The 16489-nt window shown below is 70.3% G+C and carries 15 protein-coding genes; 9 read left to right on the forward strand and 6 right to left on the reverse strand.

The window, feature by feature from the left end:
* Nucleotides 1–5: 5 nt before the first annotated feature.
* From dnaJ to ABZ016_RS10585, 4 genes are all read left to right on the forward strand, one after another.
* Nucleotides 6–1187 (forward strand): molecular chaperone DnaJ, encoded by a 1182-nt coding sequence (gene dnaJ, locus ABZ016_RS10570; RefSeq protein WP_356916170.1) that lies wholly within the window; start codon nt 6–8, stop codon nt 1185–1187.
* A gap of 5 nt (nt 1188–1192) precedes the next feature.
* On the forward strand, nt 1193–1645 hold the full coding sequence (locus ABZ016_RS10575) for a helix-turn-helix domain-containing protein (protein ID WP_356916171.1): 453 nt from the start codon (nt 1193–1195) through the stop codon (nt 1643–1645).
* A gap of 280 nt (nt 1646–1925) precedes the next feature.
* Nucleotides 1926–3047, forward strand: a complete 1122-nt coding sequence (locus tag ABZ016_RS10580; protein ID WP_356916172.1) for a substrate-binding domain-containing protein — start codon at nt 1926–1928, stop codon at nt 3045–3047.
* Between the two features lie 242 nt (nt 3048–3289).
* Entirely contained in the window at nt 3290–4327 is a 1038-nt protein-coding gene (locus ABZ016_RS10585; protein ID WP_356916173.1) for a helix-turn-helix transcriptional regulator, read from the forward strand.
* Here the strand turns inward: ABZ016_RS10585 and ABZ016_RS10590 are convergent.
* Nucleotides 4290–5279 (reverse strand): LuxR C-terminal-related transcriptional regulator, encoded by a 990-nt coding sequence (locus tag ABZ016_RS10590; protein WP_356916174.1) that lies wholly within the window; start codon nt 5277–5279, stop codon nt 4290–4292. The genes ABZ016_RS10585 and ABZ016_RS10590 overlap by 38 nt on opposite strands.
* 17 nt (nt 5280–5296) lie before the next feature.
* Complete coding sequence (locus ABZ016_RS10595) at nt 5297–6307, reverse strand: helix-turn-helix transcriptional regulator (RefSeq protein ID WP_356916175.1); 1011 nt, start codon at nt 6305–6307, stop codon at nt 5297–5299.
* 304 nt (nt 6308–6611) lie between these two features.
* Between ABZ016_RS10595 and ABZ016_RS10600 the strand changes: the two genes are divergently transcribed.
* The gene (locus ABZ016_RS10600) at nt 6612–6947 is read left to right on the forward strand and encodes a hypothetical protein (protein WP_003991794.1); all 336 of its coding nucleotides are present in this window, start codon (nt 6612–6614) and stop codon (nt 6945–6947) included.
* 167 nt (nt 6948–7114) lie between these two features.
* Here the strand turns inward: ABZ016_RS10600 and ABZ016_RS10605 are convergent, their stop codons facing one another.
* The gene (locus ABZ016_RS10605; protein ID WP_356916176.1) at nt 7115–7531 is read right to left on the reverse strand and encodes a TIGR03618 family F420-dependent PPOX class oxidoreductase; all 417 of its coding nucleotides are present in this window, start codon (nt 7529–7531) and stop codon (nt 7115–7117) included.
* 139 nt (nt 7532–7670) lie between these two features.
* Between ABZ016_RS10605 and clpB the strand changes: the two genes are divergently transcribed.
* Nucleotides 7671–10268, forward strand: coding sequence for an ATP-dependent chaperone ClpB (gene clpB / locus ABZ016_RS10610; protein WP_356916177.1), 2598 nt, complete (start codon nt 7671–7673; stop codon nt 10266–10268).
* A gap of 27 nt (nt 10269–10295) precedes the next feature.
* Here clpB and ABZ016_RS10615 read toward each other — a convergent pair whose 3' ends face one another.
* A complete protein-coding gene (locus tag ABZ016_RS10615) occupies nt 10296–10769 on the reverse strand; it encodes a hypothetical protein (RefSeq protein WP_356916178.1) in 474 nt (157 codons plus the stop codon).
* A 165-nt stretch (nt 10770–10934) separates the two neighbouring features.
* Between ABZ016_RS10615 and ABZ016_RS10620 the strand changes: the two genes are divergently transcribed.
* The gene (locus ABZ016_RS10620) at nt 10935–11462 is read left to right on the forward strand and encodes a YbjN domain-containing protein (RefSeq protein ID WP_053670429.1); all 528 of its coding nucleotides are present in this window, start codon (nt 10935–10937) and stop codon (nt 11460–11462) included.
* Between the two features lie 214 nt (nt 11463–11676).
* On the forward strand, nt 11677–12960 hold the full coding sequence (locus tag ABZ016_RS10625; protein WP_356916179.1) for an NlpC/P60 family protein: 1284 nt from the start codon (nt 11677–11679) through the stop codon (nt 12958–12960).
* Between the two features lie 36 nt (nt 12961–12996).
* Here ABZ016_RS10625 and ABZ016_RS10630 read toward each other — a convergent pair whose 3' ends face one another.
* Together ABZ016_RS10630 and ABZ016_RS10635 are read right to left on the reverse strand one after the other, a co-directional pair.
* Nucleotides 12997–14190 carry a pyridoxal phosphate-dependent aminotransferase gene (locus ABZ016_RS10630; protein ID WP_356916180.1) on the reverse strand — a complete coding sequence of 398 codons (1194 nt, stop codon included), beginning with the start codon at nt 14188–14190 and terminating at the stop codon, nt 12997–12999.
* A gap of 95 nt (nt 14191–14285) precedes the next feature.
* Nucleotides 14286–14744 (reverse strand): hypothetical protein, encoded by a 459-nt coding sequence (locus ABZ016_RS10635; RefSeq protein WP_356916181.1) that lies wholly within the window; start codon nt 14742–14744, stop codon nt 14286–14288.
* A 1137-nt stretch (nt 14745–15881) separates the two neighbouring features.
* On the opposite strand from ABZ016_RS10635, the gene ABZ016_RS10640 reads away from it, so the two are divergent.
* Nucleotides 15882–16469 carry a DUF2617 family protein gene (locus ABZ016_RS10640; RefSeq protein ID WP_356916182.1) on the forward strand — a complete coding sequence of 196 codons (588 nt, stop codon included), beginning with the start codon at nt 15882–15884 and terminating at the stop codon, nt 16467–16469.
* The last annotated feature ends 20 nt before the right edge of the window (nt 16470–16489 follow it).

Below are 16489 nucleotides of genomic sequence, written 5' to 3' on the forward strand. Positions count from 1 at the left end.
CGAGGATGAGCACCAAGGACTTCATCGAGAAGGACTACTACAAGGTCCTCGGCGTCCCCAAGGACGCCACCGAGGCCGAGATCAAGAAGGCGTACCGGAAGCTCGCCCGCGAGAACCATCCGGACGCCAACAAGGGAAACGTCAAGGCGGAGGAGCGCTTCAAGGAGATCTCCGAGGCCAACGACATCCTCGGCGATCCCAAGAAGCGCAAGGAGTACGACGAGGCACGCGCCCTCTTCGGCAACGGCGGCTTCCGTCCGGGGCCGGGCGGGGGCGGCGGCTCCTTCAACTTCGACCTGGGTGACCTCTTCGGAGGCGCCCAGGGCGGCGGCCAGGGGGCCGGCGGCTTCGGCGGCGGCATCGGTGACGTCTTCGGGGGCCTGTTCAACCGTGGCGGCGCGGGCGCGGGGACGCGCACGCAGCCGCGGCGCGGCCAGGACATCGAGTCCGAGGTCACGCTGAGTTTCACGGAGGCGATCGAGGGCGCGACCGTCCCGCTGCGGATGTCCTCGCAGTCGCCCTGCAAGGCCTGTTCGGGCACCGGCGACAAGAACGGCACGCCCCGGGTGTGCCCGACCTGCGTCGGCACCGGGCAGGTCGCCCGGGGCAGCGGTGGCGGTTTCTCCCTCACCGACCCCTGCCCCGACTGCAAGGGCCGCGGCCTGATCGCGGAGAACGCCTGCGAGGTCTGCAAGGGCAGCGGCCGGGCCAAGTCCTCGCGGACCATGCAGGTGCGCATCCCCGCGGGCGTCAGCGACAGCCAGCGGATCCGGCTGCGCGGCAAGGGCGCGCCGGGCGAGCGCGGCGGCCCGGCGGGCGATCTGTATGTCGTCGTGCACGTCGACTCCCACCCGGTGTTCGGCCGCAAGGACGACAACCTCACCGTCACCGTCCCGGTCACCTTCACCGAGGCGGCCCTCGGCGGGGAGGTCCGGGTACCGACGCTGGGCGGCCCGCCCGTCACGCTGAAGCTCCCCCCGGGTACGCCCAACGGGCGTACCATGCGCGCCCGGGGCAAGGGCGCGGTCCGCAAGGACGGCACCCGCGGCGACCTTCTGGTCACCGTCGAGGTGAGTGTTCCGACGGACCTGACGGGGAAGGCTCGTGACGCACTCGAGGCGTATCGCGAGGCGACCGCGGGTGAGGATCCGCGGGCGGAGCTGTTCCAGGCCGCGAAGGGAGCATGAGTCAGATGGACGGTCGTCGACGCAATCCGTATGAACTGACCGAGGAGACCCCGGTCTACGTCATCTCGGTGGCGGCCCAGCTGTCCGGCCTGCACCCGCAGACCCTGCGCCAGTACGACCGTCTGGGCCTGGTGTCCCCGGACCGCACCGCCGGCCGGGGCCGCCGCTACTCGGCCCGTGACATCGAACTGCTCCGCCAGGTGCAGGCGTTGTCGCAGGACGAGGGCATCAACCTGGCCGGCATCAAGCGCATCATCGAACTGGAGAACCAGGTCGCCGCGCTCCAGGCCCGGCTGGCCGAGATGCAGGACGCGCTCGACGGCGCGGCCGCGGCCATGCGGCAGCGCGAGGCCGCGGTGCACGCGTCGTACCGCCGGGACCTGGTGCCGTACCAGGAGGTCCAGCAGACCAGCGCGCTGGTGGTGTGGCGGCCGAAGCGGCAGCAGCAGTCGGACTGACGCTTCAGCGCGTGAACTGACGCGTATGCGTGGGTGAAAGGGGCCGGGAGGCAACTCCCGGCCCCTTTCGCATGACTTGACCCGTTTTCGCGGGGGCTCCTGTCAATGACTGAACGGTGCAGAGCACTTGGAGACGATTCCGCACCGTCTTCACAACCACTGCGGAGCGTGGTGTTGTCATCTCGTTAAGTGCTTCCGCTTGACGCTGGGGGGCGCCTGCGCGTTGGCTTTTCAGTCACATGGGCCCCAAAGCTGTGCCCACGTCCGAATCACACGCGAAGTGAGCTCCCGCATGCGTCGTCGTATCTCCATATCCGTGGCCGCCGCCACGATGTCCGTCACGCTCGCCGGCTGCGGCGTGCTCAACGCGACCGGGAGCAGCGACGACGCGAGCCCGGCGAAGGGCGACGACATCACGGTGGGGCTGCTCCTCCCGGAGAAGGCCAACACCCGGTACGAGAACTTCGACTACCCGATCATCAAGCGGAAGGTCGAGTCCCTCACCAACAACAAGGGCCGCGTCGAGTACGCCAACGCCGAGGCGAAGGCCGGCCGGCAGGCCACCCAGATGCAGCAGATGATCGACGACCGGGTCGACGTGATCCTGCTGGACGCGGTCGACTCGCAGGCCATCGCGAGCGAGGTGAAGAAGGCCAAGGACGCGGGCATCCCGGTCATCGCCTACGACCGGCTGGCCGAGGGCCCGATCGACGCCTACATCTCCTTCGACAACGAACTCGTCGGCGAGGTCCAGGGGCGCACGCTGCTGGAGGCCATCGGCGAGGACGTGAGCCTCTCCGACAAGATCGTCATGATGAACGGCTCGTCGACGGACCCCAACGCCAAGCAGTTCAAGGCCGGGGCGATGTCCGAGCTGAACGGCAAGGTGACGATCGCGCAGTCCTTCGACACCAAGGACTGGAAGCCGGAGAACGCCGAGGCCAACATGACCGAGGCGATCGCGAAGATCGGCAAGGGCGACATCGCCGCGGTCTACTCCGCCAACGACGGAATGGCCGGCGGCATCGTCAAGGCCCTGGAGACCGCGGGCGTGACCAAGCTGCCGCCGATCACCGGGCAGGACGCGGAGCTCCCCGCGGTGCAGCGGATCATCACCGGTGAGCAGTACATGAGCGTCTACAAGTCGTACCCGCAGGAGGCGGAGAACGCGGCGGAGATGGCCGTGGCCAAGGTCCAGGGCCGCGACATCCAGTTCGCCGCCCTCACCCGCGACAAGGTCGACAGCCCCACGCACAAGGGCATCCCGGCCCAGCTCGTGCCCGTGGTCGCCCTCACCAAGGAGAACATCGAGGACACGGTCGTCGCCGACGACATCTACAAGCTGTCGGACATCTGCACGGCCGAGTACAAGGCGGCCTGCTCGGAGATCGGCCTGAAGTAGGCCCGTCCGGCGGGCGGCAGACGACGCCGCCCGCACACCCCCGGGAGTCACCCGCCCCCGGCAGCACTCTGTTTCGGTCACCCCCCGGCCCTGTGCGGCGACGCGACGGGCCGAGGCCCGCACATACCGGCGCGTACCGGTGGTTTCCGGAGGCCGCGGCGCGGGGAGCCGTGTTGCGGAGCAGGACCGGTCCGCGCATAGTTGCGCTGCGGAAGACGGCGAAACCGGGGGTGGGATGGGCGATGGCCGGGCACGGGGCGGAGGAGCATCCTCACGGTGCTGACCGACTGTGCGGGGCCGGGGATCGCGTGTATTCCCGGGCCGTACGGCGGGGCCGCGTGCCGCGCCGGGACGCCGAGCCGGTGCCCTGTCTGCTGGACCTCGCCCTGCTGCACCCGGACCCCGACGACATGGACTGGCTGGTGCCGACCTCCCCGCAGGAGGTCATGACCCGGCTGCTGCGCGGGATGTACGACGAGGTCAGCGCGAGCCAGCGGCGGGTGGGCTCGGCCGTGGCGGCCGTCGAGTGGTACTCCGGCCTCGGCCGCGAGGTGCGGCCCGCCGCGTCCGCCACGGAAGGCCCGGCGATCCGTGTCCTGGACGGACTCGCCCGGATCCAGGCCGCCATGGACGAGGCGACCCAGGCGTGCACGACCGAGGTGCTCACGGTCCAGCCCGGCGGGATCCGCCGCGAGGCGGAACTGTCCGAGGGCCTGCACCGGGCGATGGCCCTGCGGGGCCGCGGGGTGCGGATGCGGGACCTCTACACGCACGTCGCCCGGCACGGGCAGGGGCTGCTGACGTATCTGGAGCTGATGGGCGACGCGGTGGAGGCGCGCACGCTGGACGAGGTGATCGACCGGCTGATCCTCTTCGACCGCACGGTGGCCTTCGTCCCCGCCAACACCGACCGCACGATGGCCCTCGAGCTGCGGCACCCGGCGCTGATCGAGTACCTCGTCACCGTCTTCGAACGCCTGTGGCGCCTCGCCATCCCCCTCACGGCCCCGCTCCCCGACACCGGCATCGAGGGCATCTCCCACCGGGAGCAGTCGATCGCGGCCCTGCTGGCGGAGGGGCACCAGGACGCGGTGATCGCGGAACGGCTGGGGATCAGCGTGCGGACCTGCCGGGCGCACATCGCGCGCCTGTCGGAAACCCTCGGCGCGGCGAGCCGCACGCAGCTGGGCGTCCGCATCGCCCAGGCGGGCCTGGACGGCCCACCGCACTCCGGTGCGTCCGTCACCGTCCCTGGTCGAGGATCCCCGACCGTCCGATGAGAAACCCGAGCTGCGCCCTGCTCTGACTCCCCAGCGTCGCCGCGAGCTTGGCGATGTGGACGCGGGCCGTGCGGATGTTCATGCCGAGCCGGTCGGCTATGACGGCGTCGGTGTGGCCTTCGACGAGGAGGGTGGCTATGGCTCGTTGGCGGGGGGTGATGCCGTTGAGGGAGGGCTGGGGGGCGGCTTCGGGGAACACCGGCGTGGCGAGGCGCCATAAGCGGTCGAAGGCCGTGGCCAGATATCCGACGATGGCCGGGTGGCGGATCTCCAGCGCGAGGTCGCCGTTGTCGTCGGCGGGGAGGAAGGCGACGACCCGGTCGACGACGATGAGCCGGTCGGTGACCTCGTCCAGGGCGCGGGCCTCGACGTCGCCCCTCAGCCGTTCGTGGTGCGCGATGGTCACGGGCGCGTGGCGGAGGGTGTGCGGGTAGAGGGTGCGGATGCGGGCGCCGCGGTCCAGCAGGGCCTGGTCGCGGGGGGCGGCGACGGCATAGGCCGCCTCGGCCCGTTCCCTGGTCAGCCCGGTGCGGGGCTGGATCGTGAGTAATTCCCGGGACGCTTCCGCCATGGCCTCGGTGATGGCCTTGTTGATCCGCACCTTTCCGCTGAGGAGGGTGAGCGTAGGGGTGGTGGACGTGGCCGGGTGATGCCCTTCGGCGGCCATGAGCGGCTCGAAGGTCTCGGCCAGCCGTTCCTCCCGCCGGCGTTCGCGGGCGATCCGTTCCCCGGAGATCCGCAGTAATCGGTGGAGGGCGACGGCCGGCACCACGGGTTCCAGTCGACGGAGGTCGTCGACGGCGGGGTGCAGCAGGCCGAAGTCCGTCAGGCAGGGCGCGGCGCGGGCCGCCTCGGCGGACACGTGCCCGTCGCGCAGGGCACGTGCGTACAGCTCCGTCCCCGCGTCGCACAGTTCTTCCGCGTCGTGCGTGGGGTGTGGCGCCGACGTCACTCGGGACATCCTCCTCTTCAGTGGTCCTGCTGCAGGATCCCCGACTGCGCTATGAGGTATCCGAGTTGGGCTCGGCTACCGCTGCCCAGGGCTGACGCCAGCTTGGCTATGTGGGCGCGGCAGGTACGGACGTTCATGCCGAGGCGGCGGGCGATGGCTTCGTCCACATGGCCCTCCACCAAGAGCTTGGCTATGGAGTGCTGGATCTCGGTGATGCCGTCGGACGCCGCCTCGTAGGGCGCGCCGGTGCTCATCGGGACCGCGCGGTCCCACAGGTACTCGAAAACCTTGATCAGGTAGCGGACGAGCCCGGGGTGGCGCAACTCCAGGGCCACCTGCTGGTCGTCACGTGCGGGGATGAAGGCGACCGACTCGTCGCAGATGATCAGGCGCTCGACCAGTTCGTCGATGGTGCGGTACTCGACCTTTCCGTCGGAGAGCCGGGCGACGTAGGACAGCTTCTCCGGGTTGTACCGCGCGGTGTGCTGATAGAGGCTCCGGACCTTGACGCCACGGTCGATCAAGGGCTTGTCCCGTTCGAGACTTCGCAGCAGGCTCCGTTCGGAGACACGGTCACTGGGCTGCACCGTCAGGAGCTCCGTCTGGCACTGGGTGGTGGCCAGATTGAGCGCCGCGTTGATGCGCTCACCGCCCTCCAGCACGGTGATGGAGTCGCTGGTCGTCGTCTCCTGCAAGCCCAGCGCCATGAACGGCTCGAAGGCGTCCGTGAGTTGCACGGAGTGGCGCCGGCGTTCGGTGATCTCCTGCTCGATGGGGTGCAGGCGCTGCGCGAGCGCGACCGCCGGCGGAACGGGGCGCAGCCATGTCGGATCGTCGGGATCGGGGTGCAGCAGAGCGAGTTCGACGAGGCAGGGAGCGGACTCCGCGTCAGCGCGCGCGACCCGTCCGGCACGCAGAGCCGTGGTATAGAGGCGACTTCCTGCCTCACACAGCTCGGTGATTGGGTGGGTATGTGCACCCTTTGCCCGATTAGCGCCCAAATCTCCACCCCCCAGGGTCCTGAACATGCAGGAACATGATGCACCGATTGTGTGGCCATGACGTGCCCGAATGAGCCATCGTCGTATTCGACGGGGGAAAAGGGGACCTTCAAGTGAGGACGAAGCCGACTATGCGTAACAAAATGCTTCGCTCGGTGCTTGTCGCCGCCTTCTCCGCCGTCGTAGCCCTCGGTGCGCTGAGTGGCTTCTCCGATGAGGAGAGCGCAACCCGGGCGAACACGCAGTGGCCGGCGGTGGCTGTGAATGTCGCAGCAGCCACTGACAACACCCAGTGGCCGAACCCCGGGGTCGACGGAGCGGGGAGCTGACCGTGACCACTCCACCCGACGACCGCTCCTTCCGCCGTGAAATGGCCACCGCCTACCGCTCCGGCTGGCACTTCATCGACCTGGTCACCGCCATCCCCCACGACGGTGACTCCCTGATGGTGACCGTGTTCGGAGAGCCGGTCGTCGTCACGCGGGACGAGGACGGAGACGTACGGGCGTACCGGTGTCTGCGGCGGCCTCGGGGGGCGCCGCAGCCAGTGCGATGTGCCGTACGGTACGGAATGATCTTTGTGAACCTGGACCAGCGGGACCACCAGCAGGTGGAGGCCGACTCCCCTGCCCCGAGGACCATCTCTGCCACCCCCCGCAGTGCCTGACGCGATTCCCCCGTCGTAAAAGATCGCTCAGGTGCTTCCCCCCGCAGCGGCGTCACCGTGACCTGAACACGGTGACGCCGCTGCAGTTTGTGGGGACATTTCCGGGTATCGGTATGATCACGCTGTGGCTGGAAGCAGTCGATCAAGGGTGTGGATTTTCACTTCGGTCAACCCCGCCCCATCGCCCGCGTCAGCTCGATCTCGATCACCACACGCGCCGGATTCGGCGACGGATTCCTCCCGTAGCGCTCCGCGTAGCGCCGCTCCGCCTCGGCGACCCGCTCTGGCTCCGCGCGGACGAAGGCCCGGCCCTCCAGCGTCGCCCACCGGCGCCCCTCCATCTGGCAGACGGCGACCGCCGCCCCCTGCTCCCCGGCCGCCCGCACGTGCCGCGCCTTCGCGCTCGCCCCGTTGGTGATCACCCGAGCCAGACGGGCCTCGGGATCGTATGTGACCCCGACGGGTACTACGTGCGGAGTGCCGTCCGGGCGGGGAGTCGTCAGAGTGCACACATGTCGTTCCCGCCAGAAGCTGAGGTACGGAGCGTCCGGAGCGCCCGGATCCACGGAGTACTTGGTCGCCATGGATCGGAACTTAGCCCCTCCGCACCTCCCGGAATCGGCCTTGAGTGGAATAGACTCAACTTTGTGCACGTTGACCGAGTCAGGCTGACGGTCCTGTGGGACGTGGCACGCAGCTTCACGCAAGGAGGAGAACGCGAACGTGGACGCCGAGCTGACCAACCGGAGCCGGGACGCGATCAACGCGGCCAGCAACCGGGCCGTGACCGAGGGGCACCCCGACCTCACCCCCGCCCACCTGCTGCTCGCGCTGCTCCAGGGCCAGGACAACGAGAACATCACCGACCTGCTCGCCGCGGCCGACGCCGACCAGGCGGCCGTGCGCGCCGGAGCCGAGCGCGTACTGGCCGGGCTGCCCAGCGTCACCGGGTCGACGGTGGCGCCGCCCCAGCCCAACCGCGAGATGCTCGCGGTCGTCGCCGACGCGCAGGCTCGCGCCAAGGAGCTCGGGGACGAGTACCTGTCCACCGAGCACCTGCTCATCGCCATCGCGGCGAAGGGCGGAGCCGCCGGCGAGGTGCTCTCCCAGCAGGGGGCCGACGCCAAGAAGCTGCAGGCCGCCTTCCAGAAGACGCGAGGACAGCGCCGCGTGACCACCGCCGACCCCGAGGGTCAGTACAAGGCCCTGGAGAAGTTCGGGACGGACTTCACCGCCGCCGCGCGGGACGGGAAGCTCGACCCCGTCATCGGGCGTGACCAGGAGATCCGGCGGGTCGTGCAGGTGCTGTCCCGGCGGACCAAGAACAACCCCGTGCTCATCGGCGAGCCGGGCGTCGGCAAGACCGCCGTCGTCGAGGGCCTCGCCCAGCGGATCGTCAAGGGCGACGTGCCCGAGTCGCTGAAGGACAAGCGGCTCGTCGCGCTCGACCTGGGCGCCATGGTCGCCGGGGCGAAGTACCGGGGGGAGTTCGAGGAGCGGCTGAAGACCGTCCTGGCCGAGATCAAGGACTCCGACGGGCAGATCATCACCTTCATCGACGAGCTGCACACCGTCGTGGGGGCCGGGGCGGGCGGCGACTCCGCCATGGACGCGGGCAACATGCTGAAGCCCATGCTCGCCCGCGGTGAGCTGCGCATGGTCGGCGCCACGACCCTCGACGAGTACCGCGAGCGCATCGAGAAGGACCCGGCCCTGGAGCGGCGCTTCCAGCAGGTGCTGGTCGCCGAGCCGACCGTCGAGGACTCCATCGCGATCCTGCGCGGACTCAAGGGCCGCTACGAGGCCCACCACAAGGTCCAGATCGCCGACAGCGCGCTCGTCGCCGCCGCGTCGCTCTCCGACCGGTACATCACCTCCCGCTTCCTGCCCGACAAGGCCATCGACCTCGTCGACGAGGCGGCCTCCCGCCTCCGTATGGAGATCGACTCGTCCCCCGTCGAGATCGACGAACTCCAGCGCGCCGTCGACCGGCTCAAGATGGAGGAGCTGGCGATCGGCAAGGAGACCGACGCGGCCTCCCGCGAGCGCCTGGAGAAGCTGCGCCGGGACCTCGCCGACAAGGAGGAGGAGCTGCGCGGCCTCACCGCCCGCTGGGAGAAGGAGAAGCAGTCCCTCAACCGCGTCGGTGAACTGAAGGAACGCCTCGACGAGGTGCGCGGCCAGGCCGAACGCGCTCAGCGCGACGGCGACTTCGACACCGCCTCCAAGCTGCTCTACGGCGAGATCCCGGCCCTGGAGAAGGAGCTGGAGGCCGCCTCCGAGGCCGAGGAGGAGGTCGCCAAGGACACCATGGTCAAGGAGGAGGTCGGCGCCGACGACATCGCCGACGTCGTCGCCTCCTGGACCGGCATCCCCGCCGGGCGGCTGATGGAGGGCGAGACGCAGAAGCTGCTGCGCATGGAGGACGAGCTGGGCAAGCGGCTCATCGGGCAGACCGAGGCCGTGCGCGCGGTGTCCGACGCCGTACGCCGCAGCCGTGCCGGGATCGCCGACCCCGACCGGCCCACCGGGTCGTTCCTCTTCCTGGGCCCGACCGGTGTCGGCAAGACCGAACTGGCCAAGGCGCTCGCCGACTTCCTCTTCGACGACGAGCGGGCGATGGTCCGCATCGACATGTCGGAGTACAGCGAGAAGCACAGCGTGGCCCGGCTCGTCGGCGCCCCGCCCGGATACGTCGGCTACGAGGAGGGCGGCCAGCTGACGGAGGCCGTGCGCCGCCGTCCGTACTCCGTCGTCCTGCTGGACGAGGTCGAGAAGGCCCACCCCGAGGTCTTCGACATCCTGCTCCAGGTGCTGGACGACGGGCGGCTCACGGACGGCCAGGGCCGTACCGTCGACTTCCGCAACACCATCCTCGTCCTGACGTCGAACCTCGGCAGCCAGTTCCTCGTCGACCCGATCACCAGCGAGCAGGAGAAGAAGGAGCAGGTCCTGGAGGTGGTGCGGACCTCCTTCAAGCCGGAGTTCCTCAACCGCCTGGACGACCTGGTCGTCTTCGCCGCGCTGACCAAGCCCGAGCTGGAGCGCATCGCGAAGCTCCAGATCGACCGTCTGGCCAAGCGTCTCGCCGAGCGGCGCCTCACCCTCGACATCACACCCGAGGCGCTGGCCTGGCTCGCCGAGGAGGGCATGGACCCGGCCTACGGCGCACGCCCGCTGCGCCGCCTCGTCCAGTCCGCGATCGGCGACCGCCTCGCCAAGGAGATCCTCTCCGGCGAGATCAAGGACGGCGACACGGTACGGGTGGACCGTGTCGAGGACGGCCTGCTGGTGGGACCGGCCACGGGCAAGACGCTGTAAGGGCCGCGGGGCCACAGGGCCCCGGGGTCACATCGTGAACGCCGAGTACCGCACCACAGCGGTCTCGGCGTTCTCGTACTCCACCCTCACCTGCACCACATGCGCCTCTGCCGTGCCGGGCAGACCGTCCTCGTGGGTCACATCCAGACAGAGGGCCCCGCAGGTACCGCCGGTCCGGATCTCCGGCGCGTCCGGATACGTCTCGCGCAGCCAGCCGCGCACGTCCTCGCGCGGCATCCGCAGCACCGCCGCGTACGCGGTGTCGATGCCTTGTTGCACGGTGCAGCTCCCGGTCTGTGCGTCCGCGGGGCGTTCGGCGGCGCCGAAGCGGAGCGCCTCGGCGCACGGCACCGTCGCCTTGCCTCCCGCGCGGGGGTCGTCGCCGTCCGACAGAGCCCACAGGAACAGTCCGACGACCATGCCCCCGAGGACGAGCACGGGCACGCCCAGAATCGCCAGGACCAGACCCCACCGGGTACGCCCCCGGGCCGCTGTCACCATGCCGCTCGCCCCCTCCGACCGCCGCCCGGGAGGACGGGATCCGGAGCCCGGAGGTTGCGGGTGACCGGATCGTGTCAGCCATGGGCTTAGCGGGGTAGTCGGGGCTTGCCACCCCCCGCCCCGCATGGGGGAGGATGGCGGAATCCGTACGAAGGGAAATTCACGGTGACCATCGACCCGTCCTCGATTCCGAACTTCGGGGGCCAGCCCGAGCCGCAGCCCGGCGGTCCGGCCGGCCCCGTCGTCCCGGATCAGGACCTCGTGAAGCAGCTCCTCGACCAGATGGAGCTCAAGTACGTCGTCGACGACGAGGGTGACCTCGCGGCGCCGTGGGAGCAGTTCCGCACCTACTTCATGTTCCGGGGTGAGGGAGACCAGCAGGTCTTCTCCGTGCGGACGTTCTACGACCGGCCCCACGAGATCGAGGCCAAGCCGCAGATCCTGGAGTCCATCGACGACTGGAACCGCCGCACCCTGTGGCCCAAGGTCTACAGCCACACCCACGACGACGGCACGGTCCGCCTGATCGGCGAGGCCCAGATGCTGATCGGCATGGGCGTGAGCCTGGAGCACTTCGTCTCCTCGACGGTCAGCTGGGTGCGTGCCGCGATCGAGTTCGACAAGTGGCTCGTCGAGCAGCTCGGGCTCGAGGAGGAGATCAACGAGGCGGAGAAGCCCGAGGACGACGAGTAGACCCCCGAGCGGTCCCCGCACGGCGCGTCGGCGCGTACCAGCGGTACGTGCTGTACGCGCCGTTTTGCCTTTTCGGTCCTGTTCGGGGGTCGGCTTCTGAGCTCCGATCTTCACGGAAGGTTCACAACGTTTGCTAAATTGACCGCTGCGTGCGCGACTTCCGCCAACAGGCAGGCGGTCTCGGGCGCTTTCGGACGGAAGGAGCGCCCTTTCCATGGCGTCGGAACTAACTTCGCACGAGGGTCCGAGCCCTGACGAGGTCCGGCGGAGGATCGACAGCCTCTACGACCGGGCCGAGAGCGACACGGGCAAGTTCAACGCGACCCGGGCCTTCAACACGGCCCGCTCCGTCGCGATCCCGCGCCAGCGGGGCGCGGCCGGCCGGGGCCGGCCCCAGGAGGACTCGGAGCCCGCGCTCGGAGCCGCTGCCCGGCAGTGGTTCGACACCGCCCGTGCCAAGCTGGGCCCGACCGTGCCGGCGACGCTGCCGGAGAGCAGGTTGCAGGTCCGGCCCGACCGTGCGTCCGAGTCCGCACGCCCCGCGCGTCCTGTGGAACGTCCCGCGGAACCCCTCGCCCTCGAAGCGCCCAAGGCGCCCAAGGCGTCCATGGAGCCGAAGGCGCCTACCGGTGTCGCGTGGGAGCTGACCGGCGGAACAGTTCAGGAACCGACCACCGGAGTCCTCCCGGAGCTCCCTGCCCAGCGTGTCGCACCGCCTTCGCCGGACACCGGCGCACTCCCTGCCCTCGGTGGCGGCGTGGCGGCGTGGCCGCTGAACGGGCCCGTACCGGAGCCTGCCCCGGAGGCCGACCCGCTGTCCGACCCGTTGTCCGGCCCGCTGTCCGCCTTGGCGCTGCCCGCCGTCCCGGACCCCATCGCGAGTACTCCTCAGGCGGACTTTCCGACGAGCGGTATGGCGGCGTACGGTGCCGGTCCGGCGACTGGCGAGACCGGCGCGACCGCCACGTATGCGACGGCCCTGTCAGCCGATCCCACCGCTCACCACATCTCCGGCGCACCGGCCGACATGACCACCGCGGCCTACGACCCCGGTCTGCCGGACGCCCCCGCATCCGCCCTGGCGGCTCCCGCCCCGGCAGTGCTCACCGAGCCGGTCACCGCACCCGGCCCCGGCCACGGCACCCGGGCCGAGCGGGTGGTCGCCTTCGCCCGGGCACAGACCGGTCTGCCCTGCCTCTGGGGCGCGGTCGGGCCGGAATCGTACGACGCCCCCGGTCTCACCCAGGCCGCGTGGAAGGCAGCCGGCGTCATGCTTCCCCGGACCACCCAGGCCCAGTGGGGAGCGGGAGTGCAGGTCTCGCTCGCCGACGCCCAGGTCGGAGATCTGGTCTTCTTCAACGACGACCTCGGCCACGTCGGCATCTGGAGCGGCGACGGCATGATGATTCACGCCCCGGGCCCCGGAGCGCTCATCCGTGAGGAGTCGGTGTTCTTCGCCGGCCAGTCGGCGATCAAGGGCGCGGTCCGCCCGGCCTGACACCCTCTCCGGCGGGTTCCTGCCCCCGGGCGGCGTCTAGAGCGCCGCCCCGAGTCGCTTCGCTGCCTCCTGAAGTACCTCTGTCCGCTTGCAGAAGGCGAACCGTACGAACGGGGCGCCCTGCTCGCGGTGGTCGTAGAAGACCGCGTTGGGGATGGCGACGACGCCCGCGCGTTCCGGCAGGCCGCGGCAGAAGGCGAAGCCGTCCGTCTCGCCGAGGGGGCGGACGTCGGTGGTGACGAAGTACGTGCCCGAGGGGCGGAAGACCCGGAAGCCGGCCTCCTCCAGGCCCGCCGCCAGCAGGTTCCGCTTGGCCAGCATGTCGGCGCGGAAGTCCGTGAAGTACGACTCGGGCAGCGACAGCGCCTCGGCGACGGCGTACTGGAAGGGGCCCGCCGAGACGTACGTCAGGTACTGCTTCGCCGAGCGCACCGCCGTGACCAGCTCCGGGGACGCCGTCACCCAGCCGACCTTCCAGCCGGTGAACGAGAAGGTCTTCCCGCTGCTCGAAATGGTGACGGTGCGCTCACGCATCCCCGGGAACGACGCCAGCGGCACGTGCTCGGCCTCGTCGAAGACCAGGTGCTCGTACACCTCGTCCGTCACCACGAGCAGGTCGCGCTCCACCGCGAGCTCGGCGATCGCGGCCAGCTCCTCGCGGGTGAGGACCGTGCCGGTCGGGTTGTGCGGGGTGTTGATCAGCAGCAGACGGGTGCGGTCGGTGACGGCGTCGCGCAGCTCGTCGAGGTCGAGACGGAAACGGCCCTCGTCCTCGTGCGGGCGGAGCGTGACCGGCACCCGGCGCCCGCCCGCCATCGCGATGCACGCCGCGTACGAGTCGTAGTACGGCTCGAAGGCGATCACCTCGTCGCCGGGCTCCAGCAGGGCGAGCAGCGTGGCGGCGATGGCCTCCGTGGCCCCGGCGGTGACCAGGACCTCCGTGTCGGGGTCGTAGGACAGGCCGTAGTGCCGCTGCTGGTGGGCGGTGACAGCGGCGCGCAGCTCGGGGACGCCGGGGCCCGGCGGGTACTGGTTGCCGCGGCCGTCCCGCAGGGCCCGTACGGCGGCCTCCCTCACCTCCTCGGGACCGTCGGTGTCGGGGAAGCCCTGCCCGAGGTTGATGGCGCCGGTGCTCAGCGCCAGGGCGGACATCTCGGCGAAGATCGTCGTACCGAACTCGGCGAGCCGACGATTGAGGAGGGGGCGCGCGCTGGAGGTCATGCCGGTCATCCTCCGCCGAAGCTCCGGCCTTCCTCAAGCCACGTCCGTCAACGGCCGCCCGCGTGAAGCGCCCGGCCGGGTGGCCCCGGCCGGGCGCGGCGGGGTCAGGCGGGCGGACCGTTGAAGGAGGACCATTCGGACCAGGCGTCGTCGGGGTGGGTGCTCACCTTCCAGGAGGACACCGAACCGGTGTCGGTGCCGACCACGATCTGTGGACGGCCGTCCGTCAGGGTGGCCACGCCCACGCTGCGGGCCGATCCCGGCAGGCCGTTGAACTTCGTCCAGCCGGCCCATGCGGCGCTCGCGTCGAGGGTCACCTTCCAGGTGCTCCACAGCTCGCCGCCTTCGGCCACGGCGAATATCTGCGGTCGTTCGTCCGTCAACGGGGCCGCGGCGAGCGACACCACACGGCCGTGATCGAAGCCGAACTCCTGCCATCCGGTCCAGGCGGCGTCCGGGTGCTCGCTCACCTTCCACGTGGTGAACAGCCCATGGTTGCTTCCCGCGAAGATCTGCGGGCGGCCGTCCGTGAGCCGTGCCGACGTCATGCTGCGAACGGACATGTGGGTCTCCTTTTCAACGACCGGGCGAGTCTTCACGCCCCCCATGTCCCTCCCTCCGTTCCAGCGTTCGTTCGGCCGTGCGCATCCGCAAGTCGGGCACTTCCAGGCCCGATGGCTGAAAGACCCTCAGAACTTGCTCAACTCTGCTTTGGCTCGCCCGGGGGGCGGGCATCTCCCGGTCACGCAAGAGCGAGGCGCCCACGGGGGGCCGCTTCGGGGGACATGGAAGGAGGGTGAAGCCATGGTCGTCGGCATCATCCTGGCGGTGATCGCAGTCGTCTTCATCGGGGCGCTGGTGTCCAAGGCCCGTGGGGGCGGGTCCAACCGATCCGGACGGACGGCGCGTCGCGGGGCGGGGGCGTCCTCCGGTGCGAGCGGCAGCAGCGGTAGCTGGTGGGCGGGCGGGGGAGACTCCGGCTCGTCCGACGGCGGCGGACACCACGGGGGACACTCCTGCGGCGGCGGCTCGTCCTGCGGAGGCGGGTCGTCCTGCGGCGGGGGTGGTGGAGGTGGATGCGGCGGCGGAGGCAGCTGACGCCACGCCGGCCGGCCGTCCCGACGGGGAAGCCGCATCCATCGAACGCGGGGTCCGCACCTGGGGCGGGCCCCGCGTTTCCCGTGCCGGGCCGGAGCCCCGGGAGCACCGGCCGTCCGGGTTTCCCGGCCGACGGATGCGTCGAACGTCTGTCGGGTGATTCGGGGCGGGTCCTGGCAACTCCGCCTGCCTGTACGACAACCGCGCCCGTGACGTGACGGGCTTCGGCGTGACTCCGGCAACTGCGCGTGTCAAGCGGGAACTTCGCGGGCGGTTGTCGGGCCCGGGCGCCGATCCGAACCGGCTCCGGGCGCCAGCCATGACACACCCCGGCGCACGCCTCCCCGAGACCGGCGCACGCCGTAGTTGAACAGTTGAGCTGTGGAGCCCTCTGAGGGATGGAAACCCTACGAACTTGGGTAAAAGCGCTGTGGCAGCGCCACAGTTCATGATTCCCTCTAAATCACCAACGCAGCCCCTCGGACGTCCTGCGGACGCCTTCCTGAAACCGGCCGACCGGTATGACCCGGGCCGGTATCCCCCGGTGCGACCGGGGTGCAGCGGACCACCTCCCTCTCCTTGTGTGCCTGCGGAGCCGATCCATGCTCACGACCCTGAACACCTCCTACACCGACACGCGCGCGGCCGATCTCGCCTGGGCTCTGGGGCGCGAGCCGCTTCCCGCACTGGCCACGCTCGACCTCGAACTGGCGGGCACCAAAATGCAGTTGCGGCTCCTCGGCGCGTCCCACCAGGTGCTGCTGGAGGAGCGGCGGGGCATCTGCTCGGAGACGGTGGCGTGCATTCCGGGCAGCAGCACCCCGCTTCCGCTCGGCGTCGCCAAGCGGGTGGACGACTGGGAGTACGAGTTCGCCGCCCGGGTCGAGGTCCTCTCGCCCGGGACCTTCGAGGGCCGCGCCCAGGAGTTGCTGGCCCTCGTCTCCGACCATCCGCACGGTCTGGCCGGCGTCTTCCCCGGCAGCCCGCACGCCTTCACCGCACTCCTGGCCCAGTACCACGAGGGGCAGGTGCACTGGCGGACCTGGCACGCCTACCCACAGGACGGCCAGTTGGTGGCGACCCGTACGAGGGTGGGCGTACGACTGCCGGCTCGTGGCCGCCGCCGGCTGAGCCCCCTCGGGGCCGCACTCGGCGAAACCGCCTCTCATACCGATATCGGTCGCCTGTAAACCAGCACCACACGTGTGGG

Source organism: Streptomyces sp. NPDC006372 (assembly GCF_040612515.1).
Classification (GTDB): domain Bacteria; phylum Actinomycetota; class Actinomycetes; order Streptomycetales; family Streptomycetaceae; genus Streptomyces.

What these genes read in the sequence shown, in the direction of transcription:
- dnaJ (WP_356916170.1), top strand. Translation starts at nt 6, where the DNA reads ATGAGCACCAAGGACTTCATCGAGAAGGACTACTACAAGGTCCTCGGC.
- ABZ016_RS10575 (WP_356916171.1), top strand. Translation starts at nt 1,193, where the DNA reads ATGGACGGTCGTCGACGCAATCCGTATGAACTGACCGAGGAGACCCCG.
- ABZ016_RS10585 (WP_356916173.1), top strand. Translation starts at nt 3,290, where the DNA reads ATGGCCGGGCACGGGGCGGAGGAGCATCCTCACGGTGCTGACCGACTG.
- ABZ016_RS10595 (WP_356916175.1), bottom strand. Translation starts at nt 6,307, where the DNA reads ATGTTCAGGACCCTGGGGGGTGGAGATTTGGGCGCTAATCGGGCAAAG.
- ABZ016_RS10605 (WP_356916176.1), bottom strand. Translation starts at nt 7,531, where the DNA reads ATGGCGACCAAGTACTCCGTGGATCCGGGCGCTCCGGACGCTCCGTAC.
- ABZ016_RS10615 (WP_356916178.1), bottom strand. Translation starts at nt 10,769, where the DNA reads ATGGTGACAGCGGCCCGGGGGCGTACCCGGTGGGGTCTGGTCCTGGCG.
- ABZ016_RS10625 (WP_356916179.1), top strand. Translation starts at nt 11,677, where the DNA reads ATGGCGTCGGAACTAACTTCGCACGAGGGTCCGAGCCCTGACGAGGTC.
- ABZ016_RS10630 (WP_356916180.1), bottom strand. Translation starts at nt 14,190, where the DNA reads ATGACCGGCATGACCTCCAGCGCGCGCCCCCTCCTCAATCGTCGGCTC.
- ABZ016_RS10635 (WP_356916181.1), bottom strand. Translation starts at nt 14,744, where the DNA reads ATGTCCGTTCGCAGCATGACGTCGGCACGGCTCACGGACGGCCGCCCG.
- ABZ016_RS10640 (WP_356916182.1), top strand. Translation starts at nt 15,882, where the DNA reads ATGCTCACGACCCTGAACACCTCCTACACCGACACGCGCGCGGCCGAT.